Raw genomic sequence first — 17,944 nt, forward strand, 5'->3', positions numbered from 1 at the left:
TTCACTAGTCCTGTGGAAGATAAATGTATCTGATTTCGGTAATTGTTGCATAAGTCAAATTCTTGCGTTTGATATCTATAAGTTTACAGCAACTATATTGTAATCAATGTCTTCTAGATGTACAATAGTTTTATGTATTTTAATTCTAAAGAAAAAATATGTACATAACTAAACTGAAATTATTTAATGGTTTTTATAAAGGAGATTATTTATGAATAATAAATCTAATTTCAACGTAAGAGATGAAAGAAATCTAACAATGTTAGTTGATTTTTATGAATTAACTATGGGAAATGGTTATTTTGCTAAAGGACTTAAAGACAAAATAGCTTATTTTGACATGTTTTTTAGAAGAATTCCTGATGAAGGTGGATATTGTATAATGGCTGGTGTTGATCAATTAATAGATTATTTAAGCACCTTGAAATTTACAGATGATGACATCACTTATTTAAGAGAAAAAAATATTTTCTCTGCCGAATTTCTTGAATATTTAAAAGACTTCAAATTTACTTGTGATGTTTGGGCAGTTCCAGAAGGAAATCCAGTATTTCCAAATGAACCTTTAGTAACTGTTCGTGGCCCTGTAATACAAGCTCAATTTCTTGAAACTATGATTCTTTTAACTATAAATCATCAAACATTAATTGCTACAAAGGCTAATAGAATATGTAGAGCTGCTGAAGGACGTCCTGTAATGGAATTTGGTTCAAGAAGAGCTCAAGGATACGATGGTGCAATTTATGGTGCAAGAGCTGCTATTATTGGTGGATGTAGTTCAACTGCTTGTACTTTATCTGATAGAATGTTTAACATTCCTGCTGTAGGAACTATGGCTCATAGCTGGGTTCAATTGTACGATACCGAATATGAAGCTTTTAAGGCTTGGGCTGAAATTTATCCTGATGATTGTGTCTTACTTATTGATACCTATAATGTTATAAAATCAGGTGTGCCAAATGCAATTAAAGTGTTTGATGAGATTTTAAAGCCTCTTGGTAAGCGTCCTCGTGGTATTAGAATTGATTCTGGTGATATAACTTATCTAACAAAAAAATGCCGAAAAATGCTAGATGATGCTGGCTATGAAGATTGTAATATAGTTATTTCAAATTCTTTGGATGAACACATCATAAAAGATGTACTAGATCAAGGTGCATGTATAAATTCCTTTGGAGTTGGAGAAAGACTTATAACTGCAAAATCCGAACCTGTTTTTGGTGGTGTCTATAAGCTAGTTGCTTTAGACAACGAAGATGAAATAATTCCAAAAATTAAGATTAGTGAAAATGATGAAAAAATAACTAATCCAGGTTTTAAAAAGATAATTAGAATTTTCGATAAAACCTCTCATAAAGCATTAGCTGATTTAATTACCTTAAGAGATGAAATAATTAATGAAAATGAACCTTTAGTGATATTTGATCCTATCCACACTTGGAAGAGGAAAAAAATCAAAAATTTCTACACTAAAGAACTTCAAGTTGAAATATTTAAAAAAGGTGAATGTGTATATAAATCTTCATCTGTTTTAGAAATAAAAGAGTTTTCAAAAATTGAAACAGAAAAATTGTGGCCTGAAGTACTTAGATTTGAAAATCCTCATACTTATTATGTCGATTTATCTCAAAATTTGTGGTCATTAAAACATTCTCTGCTTCATAAATATACAAATTCATATGAAGTATAGTATTACTTTGTACATCTAAACATTAATAATTTTGAATATTTATGACACTATTTTTATAATAATTCTATATAATTAAAGCGAGATAAAATAATTTTTATCTCGCTCTTTCTATCTAAAAATTCATATTTAGATATTTTTCACTATCATACATTGAAACATTCAAGAAATTATATTCTTCTTTCATGCTTTCCTTAAAGCTTATATCGCTTACATCAGAACAATCATGAAAAACACATTTCTCACTTCCCTCTCCTTGTGTTAGCTCGCTTCCAAATATCGGGCACTCACTATAGCATTCAACTTTTTCCCTAGAATTTGACCAAAATGGACATTTACTCATAATACCCCACCCTTTTTTTCATAATTCTCTCAATTTTCTATTATTACAAATCAATTATATTACATGAATGATAAAAAGTAAACATTTTCCCTATAATTTCATTAACATTAATTAAAAAAAAGAGTAACTTCAAACCAAAGTTACTCTTATCAATTTTAATTATTATTTATTCTTACAAACAGAAATATTTATAATTTCGTTTTGGAAAGCTCTAAGTAATGCTTTTTCTAATACTTTCTCTTGAACAAAGTTTTCAACATCCTTGCATACTGCAAAAACTTTATTCTTTTCACCATTAGCATTTTTATAAGTCAAAGTTACATTTGGCTTATCATACTCTACATTTAATATTTGTATCCCCCAAGATATTTGTGCAAAATCTCCATCAACACTTAAAGTTGTTAATTCTCTCAACTTTTCATTATCCTTACCTGGATCATTTACAATTATTAACTCATCTCCAACCTTATATTTTCCCACAAAAATACGCCTCCTTATTGTTTCTTGTATTGATTTTTATCATAGGCTATATATTCTAAAGTCTGTAATAAAAATTAGTATCTAGTCTGTGGCTTCACGAAAGTAATAATATAATTCTTTAAAAGTATGTTAATTTATTAACATTCTTTATACCTTTATTTTAGCAGACTTTTCCTTCCTATACAACCTCTTTTTATTCTTTTATAAAACTTTTTTGTATTAATAATTATTATCAATAAATAATTTTACTCCATATAATTGACTATATAGATATTTACATGTTATAATTTTTAATAAAACAGTTGAAAGCGAGGTGTACAATATGGACTATATAGCTTCAATTTTTAAAGAAAAAAAGCTAAAATTAACTCCTCAGCGACTTGCAGTATATAACTATTTACTTAATACTACTTCACATCCTTCTGCTGATGTTATTTATACAGACATTCACGTTCAATACCCGACTATGAGTTTAGCTACTGTATATAAAGCATTAAAAACATTAGTCGAAGTTGGATTAATTCAAGAAATAAATGTTGGAGAAGGAAACTTTAGATATGATGGCAATTCAGCTCCACATCCACATTTACAATGTTTAGGTTGTGGCAAAGTTGATGATTTCAAAGATTTAACTCTAGATAATCTTAATTCTTTGGCAGAAACTCATACAGATTATAGAATTGTTAGTAATAAGGTTTATTTTTATGGTTATTGTACTAATTGTCAATAAATCTTAGTTCCGGGCTGCAGCTATAAATACAAATTTATAGTTACAGTCTTTTTTTAGTTAATCTCTTCATTATGATTAATATGTATCCCAAAATAATCATATAATTTAACGAGGTGATACATAATGAAAATCTTAATAATAAATAAAAGAAATTTAATAAGTTTATTATTGTATATAGCAGTAATAATTACTCTAACAACAATTATTATTCATTTTAACCCATATAATTATAAAGCAACTCAAACTATATCTCCTTTAAATCCTTCTCAAACATCACAAATAGACCTTACTGGTGACGGAAAAAAAGATTCTTTACAAATAGTAAATGCCCAAAACAAAATTGACTTAAATATTACATCTTCTAATAATAGTTATTATCTATCAAATCAAGTTCAAGATAAAACACTTTTTAATAATAATACTCATTGGGAACCTAAAGTTTTTATTCATGACATTTCTAGAGACAATATTCCTGAAATTATTCTTCAAGGCAGTAAAAATGATAAATCAGCATGTTATGTATTTCATTGGAATGGAAAAAATTTCACTTTAGTATATTATAGTAATAATAATATTTTTGGAATACTAGATTGTAAAAACCCAAAAACTCCTCAATGCTATTCTCTGTCTTCTTCCGGAGGACTTTCTTCATTAAATACCTTTATGCTTATTAATAATAAGACTCTTAACACTAGTAATAATAATTCTAATGTTCCTTCATTAGAATCTGTCACAAACTTTATAAATTTAATAGAACTACCATATATTATTGATGATCTCCCTGACATATTCACCACAGGAATTGATAAAGAAAACTTATCTTTACTTTGGGGGTTAGACAAAGATAATTATTCCTATTCTTTTCAAAATGCTTTTTTCTACGATTATAAATGGACACAATCCGGAGAGCCTTATTCAATAAGATGGAGATTATCTTTTGAAAAGAGTAACTTAAAAGGAAATAGAAATGACAAATCAGAATTCATCTTTGTTATAGACTTACAAAAAGATGCTGCTTCTTATAAAATTAGTGCTATACAAAAAGCCAAATAAAATATATAAGGCCGCACTATGCGGCCTAAGGGGGATGAGGGGATACTTAATGAAATGAATGTTTCATCAAGTCTATAATAGAACCACTATCTATTACATTGATATTATTGACACTTTCTAATTTAATATTCAGTAATTTTAGATTAATTTTAACTTTCATCAAATTCTCCAGTTTTATATGCTTCAATTATTTTATTTATTAGACGTGCTCTATCTGGATGAACATAATTCTTTAAAGCCATTAAAAACTCCAAATTCGGATCATTTTCTTTGATACTTTTGCTACTGCCACTGTTTTCACTTTTTTTACTACTTCTATCTACATATGAATTTTCAGCACTCTTTGAATTTGTGTTATTAGAATATTTCTTAGGATTTTGACTCATATTAGGATAAATCTTATTATTATCAACATTTTGATTGGTCATACTATTTTGAAAAAGATTATTGTCCAAATTCAACCCCATCATTTGTGCTATCGAGTTCAAATTTCCCAAATTAAATCCATTTGTATTCATTGAAGCTAGCATATTACCCATATTATTCATATCAAAATTGCCACCTAATAATCCCATCAATTGCATTGGATCTATACCAAAAGGTATACTGCTTCTTGTGCTATTGTTAGTGTTGGCACTAGCATTTGTATCATTTCTTGTTGAATCTTGATCTCTATGTTTATGCTTAGCCATATTAAAACCCTTTCATTATAATTACCTCTTACTAATATATGTATATTACTAAAAAAATGTTTATGTTTTTAGGCATTTTTTTAGAGGGCCTAAAAGCCCTCTATCCACTATCTTATAAATTAACAGCAGCTAGATCCTTCGTGATTTCCACCTAAGAAACTACATCCGCCACATAATAAAAATAGTAAAATAATTAAATAGGATTTATTACAATTTAATAATCCAGAACCACATGCAATTAATAAGAATATTATTGGTGTACAGCTATTTCCGCCTCCCAAAAAACCAGAGTTACTAGGGCAGCAGCATTCATCATGTTTCTTTTGACAGCAGCATTTCTTTTTAGACATAATTATCTCTCCTTTCTAAAAATTACGAATTCTAGCAGCCAGTAATGCAGCCAAAATTATTATTGCAAGGATTTATTCCTGATCCAACTCCACAACCATTGAAGCTATTATTGCAAAGGAATAAAATTACTAATACAAACAAATATGGTGAACAGTTACTTAAAAATCCACCGTAGTTTCCACCTTCGCAACAACATTCACGTTTCTTTTCGCAGCCACAACCACAGCCACCACCGTATCCATAGCCGCTTCCTACTCTACCAAAGTTCTTTCCACAACCACAATAGAATAATATTAATAAAATCCAAATCCAGCTTCCAAAACCACAACCGCATGGATTACCAAAACCTGCTCCACCTGGAAAACCTCCGCAGCCTCCAAATCCTGGGCCACCAAAACTTGATCCGCATCCTGAAGTGTTTGAAGCTGATTCACAACAATCATCACTACATGAATTTAAACCATTTAGGATATCATTCATTTCCATATTTATTCCTCCTTGGAAATATTTTTTCTTTTTTATACTATATATTATTCTCCCACATAACTTTTGACACTAGTTTTTATACAAGATTTTATTCTCAAGAACAAAGTGCCTGCGGCACACTAATTGGCTTTGCCAATTAATGAATAAGTAATAATGAATGACAACCCTAGGTTTCATCAAACTCTCAGATTTCTAAAATTCCATTTTTTCTATATATGCACAAAAAAGCCTACTACAAAATATTTGTAGTAGACTCTTTTAATATTAAAATACATTCTAATGAAAAAATTTTTATACCTTTTATAAAAAGTAGATATTTTAATCTATATCTGTAGCGAATTCAAGAAAAAGATTATCTATTAATTGATCTCTTCCATCCTTACTTACAGACGAGAAGAAATACAACTTGTCTTCTGAGGTTAATTCTAAAGTTTCCTTTATTATTTTTTCATTTTTTTTCAATTCATTTCTAGAAAGTTTATCGCTTTTTGTTGCAACAATTATAACATCATATCCAAAATGCTTAATCCATTTATACATTAAAATATCATCGCCTGTTGGTTTATGCCTTGAATCCACAAGTAAAACAACTCTTTTTAATTGTTCCCTACTTGTTAAATAGGTTTCAATGGTCTTTCCCCAGCTCTCTTTTTCTGATTTTGATACTTTAGCATATCCATAACCAGGTAAATCAACTAAATAAAAATCATCATTTATTATAAAGAAATTAATTAATCTAGTTTTTCCTGGTGTTTGGCTTACTTTAGCTAATTTATTTCTGTTTGTTAAAGCATTTATTATTGAACTTTTTCCAACATTAGATCTGCCTACAAACGCAATTTCAGCTCGATTATCTATAGGATATTGATTTCTCTTTACTGCTGAAGTAACAAAATCCGACTTTTTAATTCTCATTAGCATCCTCTCCAATTAGTGCATTTTTCAATACCTCATTTACTTCCTTAGCTGAAATAATATTTAAACTATTTCTTATGGAATTAGGTATCTTCTCTATATCTTTCTCATTTTCCTTTGGAATTATTATTGTATCTACACCAGCTCTAAATGCTGCTAATGATTTTTCTTTCAAACCTCCAATAGGAAGAACTCTTCCTGTCAAAGTTACTTCTCCAGTCATTGCTACATTATGCTTAACTTTCTTACCTGATAAAGCTGATACAAGTGCCGTTACCATTGTAACACCGGCTGATGGACCATCTTTTGGAACTGCTCCTTCAGGTGCATGAATGTGTATATCCTTTTCCTTATAAAAAGTTTCATTAATACCAAACTTAAGTGCATTAGCTCTTACATAACTATATGCTGTTTTTGCAGATTCCTGCATAACATCACCAAGTTTTCCTGTAAGCTCTAACTTACCTGAGCCTGTCATTACCATAGCTTCTATTGGAAGCGTATCTCCACCATAAGCTGTCCATGCCATTCCAGTAACAACGCCCACTTTATCCACTTTATCTATTTTATCAATGTCAAAACTTCTTTTTCCTAATAATTTTTCAACATTTTCACTACTAATAGAGACTTCTTTTTTCCCATCCTTCAACATTTCTGCTAAAGCTTTTCTCACAAGAGAATTCAACTTTCTTTCTAAGCCACGGACTCCTGATTCTCTTGTATAACCTTCAATAACATCCATAATTGAATTATCTTCAATATTTATTTTATTTACTGGTATATCTAATTCTTTAAATATTTTAGGGATTAAATGCCTTTTAGCTATATTAAATTTCTCTTCATAAGTATATCCTGATACTTCAATAACTTCCATTCTATCTAATAGAGGCCTTGGCACTGTTTCTAACGTATTTGCTGTAGCTATGAACATAACCTTTGATAGATCCATAGGAACCTCTAAATAGCTATCTCTAAAATCCTTATTTTGCTCACTATCTAATATTTCTAGCAAAGCATCAGATGGATCTCCTTTATAATTTGAATTAATCTTGTCGATTTCATCAAAAAGCATAAGTGGGTTCATAGATTTTGCTTCCTTCATTGCATAAACTATTCTACCTGGAATAGCTCCTACATATGTTTTTCTATGACCTCTTATTTCTGCCTCATCTTTCATTCCACCTAAAGATATTCTTGTATATTTTCTATTAATGGCATGAGCTATAGATCTAGCAATGGATGTTTTTCCAACCCCTGGTGGTCCAACTAAACAAAGAATCGGTCCTTTTTGAGACTTACTAAATTGCTTTACAGCTAAATATTCTATTATTCTATCTTTAACATCTTCAAGACCAAAATGTTCATTATCTAAAACTTCTCTTGCCTTTACAACATTAATACTTTCCTTAGTATATTTTCCCCAAGGAATATCTAATGCCCAATCTAAATAAGTCTTAACAACATTACTTTCCGATGATGTTTGATTCATTCCTTTTAATCTTGATAATTCATAATTAACTTTATCCTTAACTTCTTTATTAAGTTTTGCTTTTTTAATTTTTTCCTCGTATTTAATTATTTCCTTCTTATCATCATCATCTTCGCCTAATTCCTCTTGGATTGCATTTAATTGTTGTCTTAAATAATATTCCTTTTGTTCCTTTGCGACATTGCTTTTAACCTTATTAGCAATTTTCCTTTGGATTTTAGCAATTGAAATTTCTATTTTTATTCTCTCTAATACCTTTTCTGATCTTTTTGCTAAATTCATAGTTTCTAGAATTTCTTGCTTTAATTTTTCCTCTGTAATTGCATACGAAGCTACCATATCTATAAATTGACTTGGTTGCTCTGAAGAATCAACTAATTTAACAGCATCTCCATAATTTTCTTCAACTAGTTTTAATAATCTATTAAATTCTTTATTCAAAAGCTTTATATAAGCGTCTAATTCTTCACTTTTTTCAACTTCCTCTTCTAATGCTTCAACTGAAACTTTCAAATAATTTTGTCCTTCTTCTATATATTCTACTATTTTGCCTCTTTCTTTTCCTTCCACGAGAACTCTAATAGTATTATCTGACATTTTAAGAATTTGTTTTATTTTACATATAGTTCCAATAGAATAAATTTCATCTTGACCAGGTTCTTCTACCACAGAATCTTTTTGAGCCGCAAGAAAGACTTCTTGTCCATCTAGCATAGCTTGTTCAATAGCTGCTGTGGATTTTTCTCTTCCCGCATCAAAATGCACAACTACATTAGGAAAAACAGTCAATCCTCTTAAAGGAATTAGCGGAATCGTATATAACTTTTTCATAGTACTATTTCCCCCCATATCTTAATAACATATTTTTTTTGACTTAAATAGTATACACATAATAATTAAATTTTTCAATAATTCTTAATACAAAAACTATCTATTATATTATGTCTTCAAAATATAAAAAATCAACATATGTCATCTAAACAATTTCAAACTTAAAATTATTTTATACCTTATAATAATTATTGTTTAATCCATCTATTATACCATATATATATTAATAAAAAAAAGAAAATGTGTAAAAATATTTATTGCAGCCAATTTAGTTTCTCCTAATTTTAAAGAAAAACTAAATTGGCTTATTACAATTTTTGTATTAATTTTAATTTTTTAATGAAGAATTTGCTTCTGCTGATAATATTTCCACATCATTTCCATTAACAACTTCTCTAACTTCTATTGCAACCTTTATAACTTCACTAAATTTGCTTACTGTAATTATTTCAATTCCAGCTATTTCATTTAAAGACTCATCAAAATTGTCTTTAGGTATAATAACTTTTGTGGCCCCTCCTTTAAGTGCAGCTGATATTTTTGCTTTCACCCCTCCTATAGCCTTAACTGACCCCAAAATGCTTATCTCACCTGTCATTGCAACAAATCTATTAACTGCCTGCTTTGTTATAGCACTATATATTGCCGTAGCTATACTAATACCAGCCGATGGGCCATCAACTGGCATTCCACCTGGTATATTAACATGTATATCATATTTATCAGTATTCAAGTCAAATAAATTATCTAAAACTGTTAATACATTTTGAACTGAAGAATATGCGGTACTTTTCATTTTAATTTTTTTATTATTATTTGTGATTTCCTCTTCCTCTACTATTCCTGTAACCTTTAATTCTCCTCTTCTATCATCAACTCTTTTACAGCTTACTTCAAGCGGCATTAGCATTCCAATATTCGCACCATATACTGCTAAACCATTTACAACTCCAACTTTTGATTTGGACGGTATAAAATTAGAAACTATTTTATTATATTGCCCATTTTCTAATACCCATTTAATATCCTCAAATATTATTTCAATTCTATTCTCATTAATTGCTATTCCTGATGCTAATTGTATTAAATTTATAACTTCTCTTCCATTAGTGCAATATTTACTCACTTCTTCAATTGCTTCTTTTGTAATCATCAACCCCACTTTATTAACACAATTAGCTGCAATTTTTTCTATTTCTTCTGGTAATAGTGCTCTAAAAAATATTTCGACACATCTTGATCTAATTGCAGGTATTATTTCTTCTGGCGATCTTGTTGTAGCACCAATTAATCTAAAATCTGCTGGCAATCCATTTTCAAAAACTTCTTTTATGTACCTAGGCATATTACTATCTTCAGAACTATAATATGAACTATCTAAAAAAACTTTTCTATCCTCCAAAACTTTCAAAAGCTTATTTAATTCAATCGGATGCAATTCTCCTATTTCATCTAAAAAAAGAACTCCTCCATGAGCCTTAGTAACTGCCCCAGCCTTTGGTTGAGGAATACCTGCAACCCCTAATGATCCTGCTCCTTGATATATCGGATCATGTACTGAGCCAATAAGAGGATCTGCAATACCTCTCTCATCAAATCTTAATGTGGTTGCATCAAGTTCAACAAATTTAGAGTTTTGTGTAAAAGGTGATAATTTTGACTTTCTAGCCTCATCCAATACTAATCTAGCTGCTGCTGTTTTTCCAACTCCAGGAGGGCCATATATAATCACATGTTGTGGATTAGGGCCACACAGCGCTGCTTTTAATGCCTTAATTCCCTTTTCTTGACCTATTACTTCTTCAAAGGTTGAAGGTCTACTTTTTTCTGTTAACGGTTTTGATAAACTTATTTGTCTTAACTTATTTAATTTATTTAGTTCTTTTGTATTTTCCCTATCAATTACCACTTCTCTAGTCTTTTGTGGCTTATTCATGGAGTTAAACATAACATAAACCATAAGAATTAAAACTATAATTTGCAAAATCATTAATATATTCGTCATAACCTTTAACATAATAACAATAACCATAATAACATTATTGTTATTATCTCCTTTCTACTTACATTTTTGTTATTAGTATTATTTGCTTATTATTACAAATATATTCTTAATTTATAAATATATATTGCAATGCTCAATGCTCAATGCTCAATAATCAATTATTAATCATCTTTTATGATTTTATGTACAATAAAAAAACAAGTTAGTATAACCCGTAATAAGTATACTAACTTGTTTCTATAGATTTATAAATATCTTAAGCTGATTCTATACCTTTTTTAGTTCTAGCTTTAACTAAAGTTGGTCTAACTTTTCCTTCTTCAAGCCTTTCAATAATAGGCTCTTTCTTACTCTTAATAGTATCATCTGTTATTGTAACCTTAGTTATTCTATTATCTGTAGGTATTTCATACATTATTTCATTCATTATATCTTCAATGATAGCTCTTAAGCCTCTAGCTCCAGTCTGTCTGCTTATAGCTTCATCTGCAATTGCATCAAGAGATTTATCATCAAATTCTAATTTTACATCATCCATTTCAAATAACTTCTTATATTGCTTTACAAGAGCATTTTTAGGTTTAGTTAAAATTTGAATTAACGCTTCTCTATCTAAAGATTCTAATGTAACAAGTATTGGAAGTCTTCCAACAAATTCAGGGATCAAACCAAACTTTAATAAGTCAGCTGGCATAATTTCTTTAAGCAAGCTTCCTACATCTTTTTCATGTTTAGCTTGGATTTCTGCTCCAAATCCCATAGAACTCTTTCTTGTTCTCTTTTCTATTATCTTATCAACTCCATCAAAGGCTCCACCACAAATAAATAATATATTAGAAGTATTTATTTGTATAAATTCTTGATGAGGATGCTTTCTTCCACCTTGTGGTGGAACTGATGCAACTGTTCCTTCTAAAATCTTTAGAAGAGCTTGTTGCACACCTTCTCCTGATACATCACGAGTAATAGATGGATTTTCAGATTTTCTAGCAATCTTATCTATTTCATCTATATATATTATTCCTCTTTCTGCTTTTTCTACATCATAATCTGCATTTTGTATAAGCTTTAAAAGAATATTTTCTACGTCTTCTCCAACATATCCTGCTTCAGTTAATGTTGTAGCATCAGCTATTGCAAAAGGTACATTTAAAAATCTTGCTAGAGTTTGAGCAAGTAATGTTTTACCAGAACCAGTTGGTCCTAATAATAAAATATTACTTTTTGATAGCTCAACATCCATATCTTCTTTATTAGTATTTATTCTCTTATAATGATTATAAACTGCTACCGCCAAAGATTTCTTTGCTCTTTCTTGACCAATAACATAAGAATCTAAATACTCTTTAATTTCATTTGGTTTTGGAACACTTTTTGGGTCAAAATCAACAGTTTCTTGAAATTCATCTGCTATGATTTCAGAGCACAAGTCAATACATTCGTCACAAATATATACACCAGGCCCTGCAATTAATCTTTTTACTTGTTCTTGTGTTTTCCCGCAGAAAGAACACTTTAACTGTTTCTTTTCATCATACTTAGCCATACATTCACCTCACTTAAACGCATTAATTAAATACTTTATCCTATTTATCTTTTCCTGTATTGTGTCTTATCATAACTTCATCTATTAAGCCATAATTTTTAGCTTCTTCAGCAGACATAAAGTTATCTCTTTCAACGTCAGCTTTTATAACTTCTAAAGGTTTTCCAGTATTTTCACTTAAAATCCTATTTAAAGTATCTTTCATCTTTAATATTCTCTTAGCATGAATTTCAAAATCTGTTGCTTGACCTTGGAATCCACCTAGTGGTTGATGTATCATAACCTCAGCATTTGGAAGAGCATATCTCTTTCCTTTTGCTCCACATGAAAGTAAAAATGCTCCCATTGAAGCTGCCATTCCAATACATATTGTTGACACGTCACACTTAATAAATTGCATAGTATCATAAATAGCATTTCCTGCTGTTATAGATCCTCCTGGACTATTTATATATAAAAATATATCCTTATCAGGATCTTCACTTTCTAAGAACAATAATTGTGCTACTATTAAATTGGCTGTATCATCGTTTACTTCGCCACTTAACATAATTATTCTTTCTTTTAACAATCTAGAAAATATATCATAGGAACGTTCTCCCCTACTTGTTTGTTCTACAACCATTGGTACTAAAGCCATATAAATCCTCCTCTACTATTTTATTCTTGCCTAACATTAATTATATAATTTTTGGATTAATTTGTTAATCCTTATTTGAATAAATTGCCAGAAAAATTTTTCTGGCAATCTTAATTGTTATGCTTATTTTATATTATATCGCAAAATAAATTATTTGCAATTTTCTTTTATAAATTTAATTGTATTTTCTAATATTATGTCTTTTTCAAGAATACTTCTTTGAGCTTTAGCTAAAACATCAGCCATTTTTTCTGGCTCTTTAGGGCTATACATTTTTGCTAATTCTAAAGCTTTTGCACTTACTTCATCATCTGTAGCTTTGATATCTTCTGCTTTAGCAACTGCTTCAAGAACTAAATCTGCCTTAACTTTTCTTTCAGCATTTTCTTTCATGAAGTCTCTCATTTTTTCTGTTGTATTTCCAGTGAATTCCATGTATTGTTCTAAGCTTAATCCTTGATATTTTAATCTTCCTTCAAGGTCTTTCATCATAGAATCAATTTCTTTTTCTATCATAGCTACTGGAATATCCATTTTTGAAGTTTCTATTATTGCTGTAATAACAGCTTCTTCAAATTCTCTTTCAGCTTTTTCTTCATTGTTCTTTTCTAAAGTCTTCTTTAAATTTTCCTTTAATTCTGCAAATGTATCAACAGCTGCAACATCTTTAGCAAATTCATCATCTAATTCTGGTAATTCTTTTACTTTTACTTGCTTAACTTCAACTTCAAACATAGCTGGTTTACCATTTAAATCTTCTTTACCGTAAGCTTCTGGGAAAGTTACATTAACTTCCTTCTTATCTCCTATTGCTAAGCCAATTAGTTGATCTTCAAAATTATCAATAAATGTTCCAGAACCAATTTCTAATGAATAATCCTTTCCTTCGCCGCCTTCAAAAGCAACTCCATCTATGTATCCTTTGAAATCTATAACAGCTATATCACCTTTAGCTATAGCACCTTCTGCTTTAACTTCAATTCTAGCATTTTTTTCTTGCATATCTTTTATTTGCTTTTCTATTTCGCTATCTTCTACTTCATACATAGGTTTTTTAATATCTAATCCTTTGTATTCTCCTAATTCTACTTCTGGATAAGTAGCAACAGTAGCAGTATAAACTAATTCCTTACCTTCTCCTAATTCAACTACATCAATTTGTGGGTAGTCTACTGGTCTAATGTTTTCTTGATCTAATGCTGCTGGATATGATTCTTCAATAGCAAAGTTAACTGCATCATCATAGAATACTTCTACTCCATAGAATTTTTTAACCATTGCCATTGGAACTTTTCCTTTTCTAAACCCTGGAATGTTATATCTACTCTTATTTTTATTATAAGCTTTAGTTATTGCTGCGTTGAATTTTTCAGCTTCAACCCTTATTTCTAGTTTTATCACATTTGTTTCTATTTTTTCTACGTTAGCTTTCATTTATTCTTTCCTCCTAAACAGTGTACATCTATTTTAACTAGGTCATTATACCATAAACCCGTAAATCTTATCAAATAATTTATTAATATTATCTTTATTGAATATTATTACCATTCATATCTATATAATGAGTCTGTCCGTCAACAGTGACTTTAACTCCTTTTTCTTCCTTTGCTCCAATTTCTATGCTCTGACCAGCTAAATCCCAAAATATTTTATCACTATCATTTGAAATATCTGTCATCCATATATATTGTTTAAGTGCTGCACCTCCAAAATAAGGTCTATTAGTCACAAAAATGATTTTATCTTCACTAATAAATTTAGGATTGACATTCCACAAATATCCTGGGTTAGATTGAATTATAGCGTCTTTTGCAAAAACACTTCCTTTTGTAGATACATATTGATCCTTTGATACAACCTTATTGGTTCCATCTACATTATATAATGTTATTACAGCATTCGTATCCATGACAATTATTTGCTTTCCTGACGGACTTAAGTCAAAACTTATTCCTGTATCACTACTCTCTAAGGTTTTAAATATTTTTTCACCATTATTATCAACGTATATTGCCTTAGCAGTATTTCCACTGGCTAAAGTTATATTAATAAATTCTTCTGCAGGCTTTGGTGTTTCTTTCTTAGCCGGCTCTTCCTTCTTATTCGTATCTTCATTATTATTAGCTTTTGTTTCAGTTTGTGTCTTTTTGTCTACATTAGTAGTATCACTATCAATCCAGGCTTGTATATTATTTTTAATGTTTTTATAATCAATTGGATTATAAATAACTTTAAATACAAGTGCAACTATTACCACTATTACAGCTAAAGAAAATATCAATATAGTTCTTTTTCTCTTTTTCATTTTTTTTTCATATTCTTTACTAAAAATACTTGGCTTTCCCAAACCTAGATCCCTCCGAATCTTTTTATGTATTAACAAACAAATTCATTATATATTATTACTATACTTAAATCTACAATATATTATAATTTGTAATAAAATAATAATATTTGAATTTCACAGATATCTATTTTTTGCAGCTATTTTTACTTTTACAATTACCGCATTTATCCTCTTTATTTTCGCCCTTCATACAACAGCCCCCACACTTCAATAAACCTTCTGCTTTTAATTCTTCTATTGTTAACTTACATACATTTTCTGAATATTCTTCATAATCTATTGTGTCTTTTAATAAATCTTCTTTTCTAATTTCAATCATAATTTTTTCTCCCTAAAATATAATTAATATTTTTCTTCAATATGTATATTTTTATTTTTCACAGTTTTTTTACATTAAATCAAACTTTTTTATTTATTTCAACCATTTAATAAACATTTCTTTAAAAGTTAATTGTCGCATTATAAAAAAATATTGTTTTTTTCTTTGTTTATTGTATAATAAAATTAATTAACTATTATTATGCCCATACACTTTATAGTATACACTATAAAGTTATATAAACCCACAATGGTATGTTCATTTATTCCCTTTCTCAAATGGACATACGAAAACCTGTGCTCATAGTCTACAGGTTTTCTTTTTTTGTTCGCAATACTAGTTACCACACCTTAACTCTCTTGAATAAAAAAAAAGAATTGCTCTAAAAACAATCCTTTTGATAAAATTCATATAAATCATTCTACTTGTATTAGACATTTATTATAGGCTTTCTTTCATTTTTTAAATTATTAATTTTATTTCTTCTTCTTTCCAGTTCTGCTGAAACTTCTTCAACTGAAATATCCATTTGTGCCATTAATACAAGAAGATGAAATGTAAGATCACATATTTCATTAATTTGTTCTTCCTTATTATCTTCCTTACAGCTAATTATTACCTCAGTACATTCTTCTCCAACTTTTTTTAATATTTTATCTGTTCCTTTTTCAAAAAGATATTTTGTATAAGACCCTTCTTCACCTTCGGTTTTTCTTTTCAAAATCACGTCATATAAGGCTTTAATATTTCCATCCATTCCTATCCCTCCATTATCATATACTCAGTAAACATTTCATTAGTAGCAATATTATAAAGTTCTATAAAAACAGCTTTTTTCTCCTGTATGACATGCAGCACCCTTTTGCTCCACAAGGATTAGCAATGTATCATTATCACAATCTATTCTTATTTCCTTAACATATTGAAAATGACCAGATGTTGCTCCCTTATTCCAAAGTTCATTTCTACTTCTGCTATAAAACCAAGTTGTTTCTCCTTCAAAGGTTTTTCTTAAACTCTCTTTAGACATATATGCTAACATTAAAACTTCTTTTGTTTTATAATCTTGAACTATAGCAGGAACTAAACCATTTCCCTTTTCAAAATCAACTTGCTCCACTCTTTTACAAATATCCATTAGAATTTTCCTCCAACCATTATTATATATCTCTAATTAAATACGCACAGGAACACTTCTTTCATTTAAATATTGTTTAACTTCATCAACTGTGAGTTCTCCATAATGGAAAAGTGAAGCTGCTAAAGCTGCATCAGCAATATTATTTTCAAATACATCATAGAAATCCTTTAAACATCCACACCCTCCTGAAGCAATTACAGGAACATTAGTTATATCACTCACTGCTTTTGTTAATTCTAGGTCAAAGCCTTTTTTAGTTCCATCTGCATCCATTGATGTTAATAGTATTTCTCCTGCTCCAAGAGAAGTTGCTTCTTCAATCCATTTTAGCAAATCCATCCCCGTATCAATTCTTCCACCATTTATCACAACGTTCCATCCAGTATTATCTGCTCTCTTTTTAGCATCTGCGGCTAACACTATACACTGACTTCCAAAATAGAAGGCTCCTTCTTTTATGAGCTTCTTGTTTCTTACCGCAGCTGAATTTAAACTTATTTTATCTGCTCCTGCTCTGAGGATAGACTTTATATCATCTAAATTAGTTAATCCTCCACCAACGGTAAATGGAATAAAAATCTTTTCAGCTACACTTTGAACTACTTTTTCCATTATACCTCTTTTTTCATGGGTGGCAGTAATATCTAAAAAAACCAATTCATCTGCACCTTGTTTATTATAATATTCAGCTAAAGCAACAGGATCTCCAACGTCTACTAAGCCTTCAAAATTAATACCTTTTACAACTCTTCCTTCTTTTACATCAAGACATGGAATAATTCTCTTTGTATGCATAAAACACCCCCAACTTTTTCAGTTTACAGTTTACAAGTTACAGTTCATGCCCTTTATGGTATCCTGTGGCAATTTACAATTCACAGTTTACAGT

At 29.5% G+C, this 17,944-nt stretch carries 19 protein-coding genes; 3 read left to right on the plus strand and 16 right to left on the minus strand.

Annotated elements, in window-relative coordinates:
- The first annotated feature begins 211 nt into the window (after positions 1-211).
- Complete coding sequence (locus L3B98_RS20310) at positions 212-1,690, plus strand: nicotinate phosphoribosyltransferase (protein ID WP_238918041.1); 1,479 nt, start codon at positions 212-214, stop codon at positions 1,688-1,690.
- 112 nt (positions 1,691-1,802) lie between these two features.
- On the opposite strand, the gene L3B98_RS20315 is transcribed toward L3B98_RS20310, so the two are convergent.
- Together L3B98_RS20315 and L3B98_RS20320 are read right to left on the minus strand one after the other, a co-directional pair.
- A complete protein-coding gene (locus tag L3B98_RS20315) occupies positions 1,803-2,030 on the minus strand; it encodes a hypothetical protein (RefSeq protein WP_015391649.1) in 228 nt (75 codons plus the stop codon).
- Between the two features lie 162 nt (positions 2,031-2,192).
- Positions 2,193-2,510: a hypothetical protein gene (locus L3B98_RS20320; RefSeq protein ID WP_015391648.1), complete on the minus strand. Its 318-nt coding sequence runs from the start codon at positions 2,508-2,510 to the stop codon at positions 2,193-2,195.
- A gap of 322 nt (positions 2,511-2,832) precedes the next feature.
- Between L3B98_RS20320 and L3B98_RS20325 the strand changes: the two genes are divergently transcribed.
- Together L3B98_RS20325 and L3B98_RS20330 are read left to right on the plus strand one after the other, a co-directional pair.
- Positions 2,833-3,240 carry a Fur family transcriptional regulator gene (locus L3B98_RS20325; protein WP_015391647.1) on the plus strand — a complete coding sequence of 136 codons (408 nt, stop codon included), beginning with the start codon at positions 2,833-2,835 and terminating at the stop codon, positions 3,238-3,240.
- 123 nt (positions 3,241-3,363) lie between these two features.
- Entirely contained in the window at positions 3,364-4,293 is a 930-nt protein-coding gene (locus tag L3B98_RS20330) for a hypothetical protein (protein ID WP_238918042.1), read from the plus strand.
- A gap of 149 nt (positions 4,294-4,442) precedes the next feature.
- Here L3B98_RS20330 and L3B98_RS20335 read toward each other — a convergent pair whose 3' ends face one another.
- From L3B98_RS20335 to hisF, 14 genes are all read right to left on the minus strand, one after another.
- Entirely contained in the window at positions 4,443-4,985 is a 543-nt protein-coding gene (locus L3B98_RS20335) for a hypothetical protein (protein WP_015391644.1), read from the minus strand.
- 119 nt (positions 4,986-5,104) lie between these two features.
- Positions 5,105-5,335, minus strand: coding sequence for a hypothetical protein (locus L3B98_RS20340; RefSeq protein ID WP_015391643.1), 231 nt, complete (start codon positions 5,333-5,335; stop codon positions 5,105-5,107).
- A 31-nt stretch (positions 5,336-5,366) separates the two neighbouring features.
- Positions 5,367-5,822: a hypothetical protein gene (locus L3B98_RS20345; protein WP_015391642.1), complete on the minus strand. Its 456-nt coding sequence runs from the start codon at positions 5,820-5,822 to the stop codon at positions 5,367-5,369.
- 318 nt (positions 5,823-6,140) lie between these two features.
- On the minus strand, positions 6,141-6,737 hold the full coding sequence (gene yihA, locus L3B98_RS20350; protein ID WP_238918043.1) for a ribosome biogenesis GTP-binding protein YihA/YsxC: 597 nt from the start codon (positions 6,735-6,737) through the stop codon (positions 6,141-6,143).
- Positions 6,727-9,057: an endopeptidase La gene (gene lon / locus L3B98_RS20355; protein WP_015391640.1), complete on the minus strand. Its 2,331-nt coding sequence runs from the start codon at positions 9,055-9,057 to the stop codon at positions 6,727-6,729. The genes yihA and lon overlap by 11 nt, the downstream gene beginning before the upstream one ends.
- 328 nt (positions 9,058-9,385) lie before the next feature.
- The gene (gene lonB, locus L3B98_RS20360) at positions 9,386-11,062 is read right to left on the minus strand and encodes an ATP-dependent protease LonB (RefSeq protein ID WP_026106427.1); all 1,677 of its coding nucleotides are present in this window, start codon (positions 11,060-11,062) and stop codon (positions 9,386-9,388) included.
- 256 nt (positions 11,063-11,318) lie between these two features.
- Positions 11,319-12,608 carry an ATP-dependent Clp protease ATP-binding subunit ClpX gene (gene clpX / locus L3B98_RS20365; RefSeq protein ID WP_238918044.1) on the minus strand — a complete coding sequence of 430 codons (1,290 nt, stop codon included), beginning with the start codon at positions 12,606-12,608 and terminating at the stop codon, positions 11,319-11,321.
- 40 nt (positions 12,609-12,648) lie between these two features.
- On the minus strand, positions 12,649-13,248 hold the full coding sequence (gene clpP / locus L3B98_RS20370; protein ID WP_015391637.1) for an ATP-dependent Clp endopeptidase proteolytic subunit ClpP: 600 nt from the start codon (positions 13,246-13,248) through the stop codon (positions 12,649-12,651).
- A gap of 150 nt (positions 13,249-13,398) precedes the next feature.
- A complete protein-coding gene (gene tig, locus L3B98_RS20375; protein ID WP_238918046.1) occupies positions 13,399-14,682 on the minus strand; it encodes a trigger factor in 1,284 nt (427 codons plus the stop codon).
- A gap of 94 nt (positions 14,683-14,776) precedes the next feature.
- Positions 14,777-15,595: a hypothetical protein gene (locus L3B98_RS20380; RefSeq protein ID WP_238918047.1), complete on the minus strand. Its 819-nt coding sequence runs from the start codon at positions 15,593-15,595 to the stop codon at positions 14,777-14,779.
- Between the two features lie 124 nt (positions 15,596-15,719).
- Positions 15,720-15,914, minus strand: a complete 195-nt coding sequence (locus L3B98_RS20385; RefSeq protein ID WP_238918048.1) for a hypothetical protein — start codon at positions 15,912-15,914, stop codon at positions 15,720-15,722.
- A gap of 430 nt (positions 15,915-16,344) precedes the next feature.
- Positions 16,345-16,671, minus strand: coding sequence for a phosphoribosyl-ATP diphosphatase (gene hisE / locus L3B98_RS20390; RefSeq protein WP_238918049.1), 327 nt, complete (start codon positions 16,669-16,671; stop codon positions 16,345-16,347).
- Between the two features lie 51 nt (positions 16,672-16,722).
- Positions 16,723-17,052 (minus strand): phosphoribosyl-AMP cyclohydrolase, encoded by a 330-nt coding sequence (gene hisI, locus L3B98_RS20395; RefSeq protein ID WP_238918050.1) that lies wholly within the window; start codon positions 17,050-17,052, stop codon positions 16,723-16,725.
- A gap of 36 nt (positions 17,053-17,088) precedes the next feature.
- Entirely contained in the window at positions 17,089-17,850 is a 762-nt protein-coding gene (gene hisF, locus L3B98_RS20400; RefSeq protein WP_238918051.1) for an imidazole glycerol phosphate synthase subunit HisF, read from the minus strand.
- Between the last annotated feature and the right edge of the window lie 94 nt (positions 17,851-17,944).

This window comes from Clostridium sp. YIM B02555, from assembly GCF_022320955.1.
Lineage (GTDB): Bacteria > Bacillota > Clostridia > Clostridiales > Clostridiaceae > Clostridium > Clostridium saccharoperbutylacetonicum.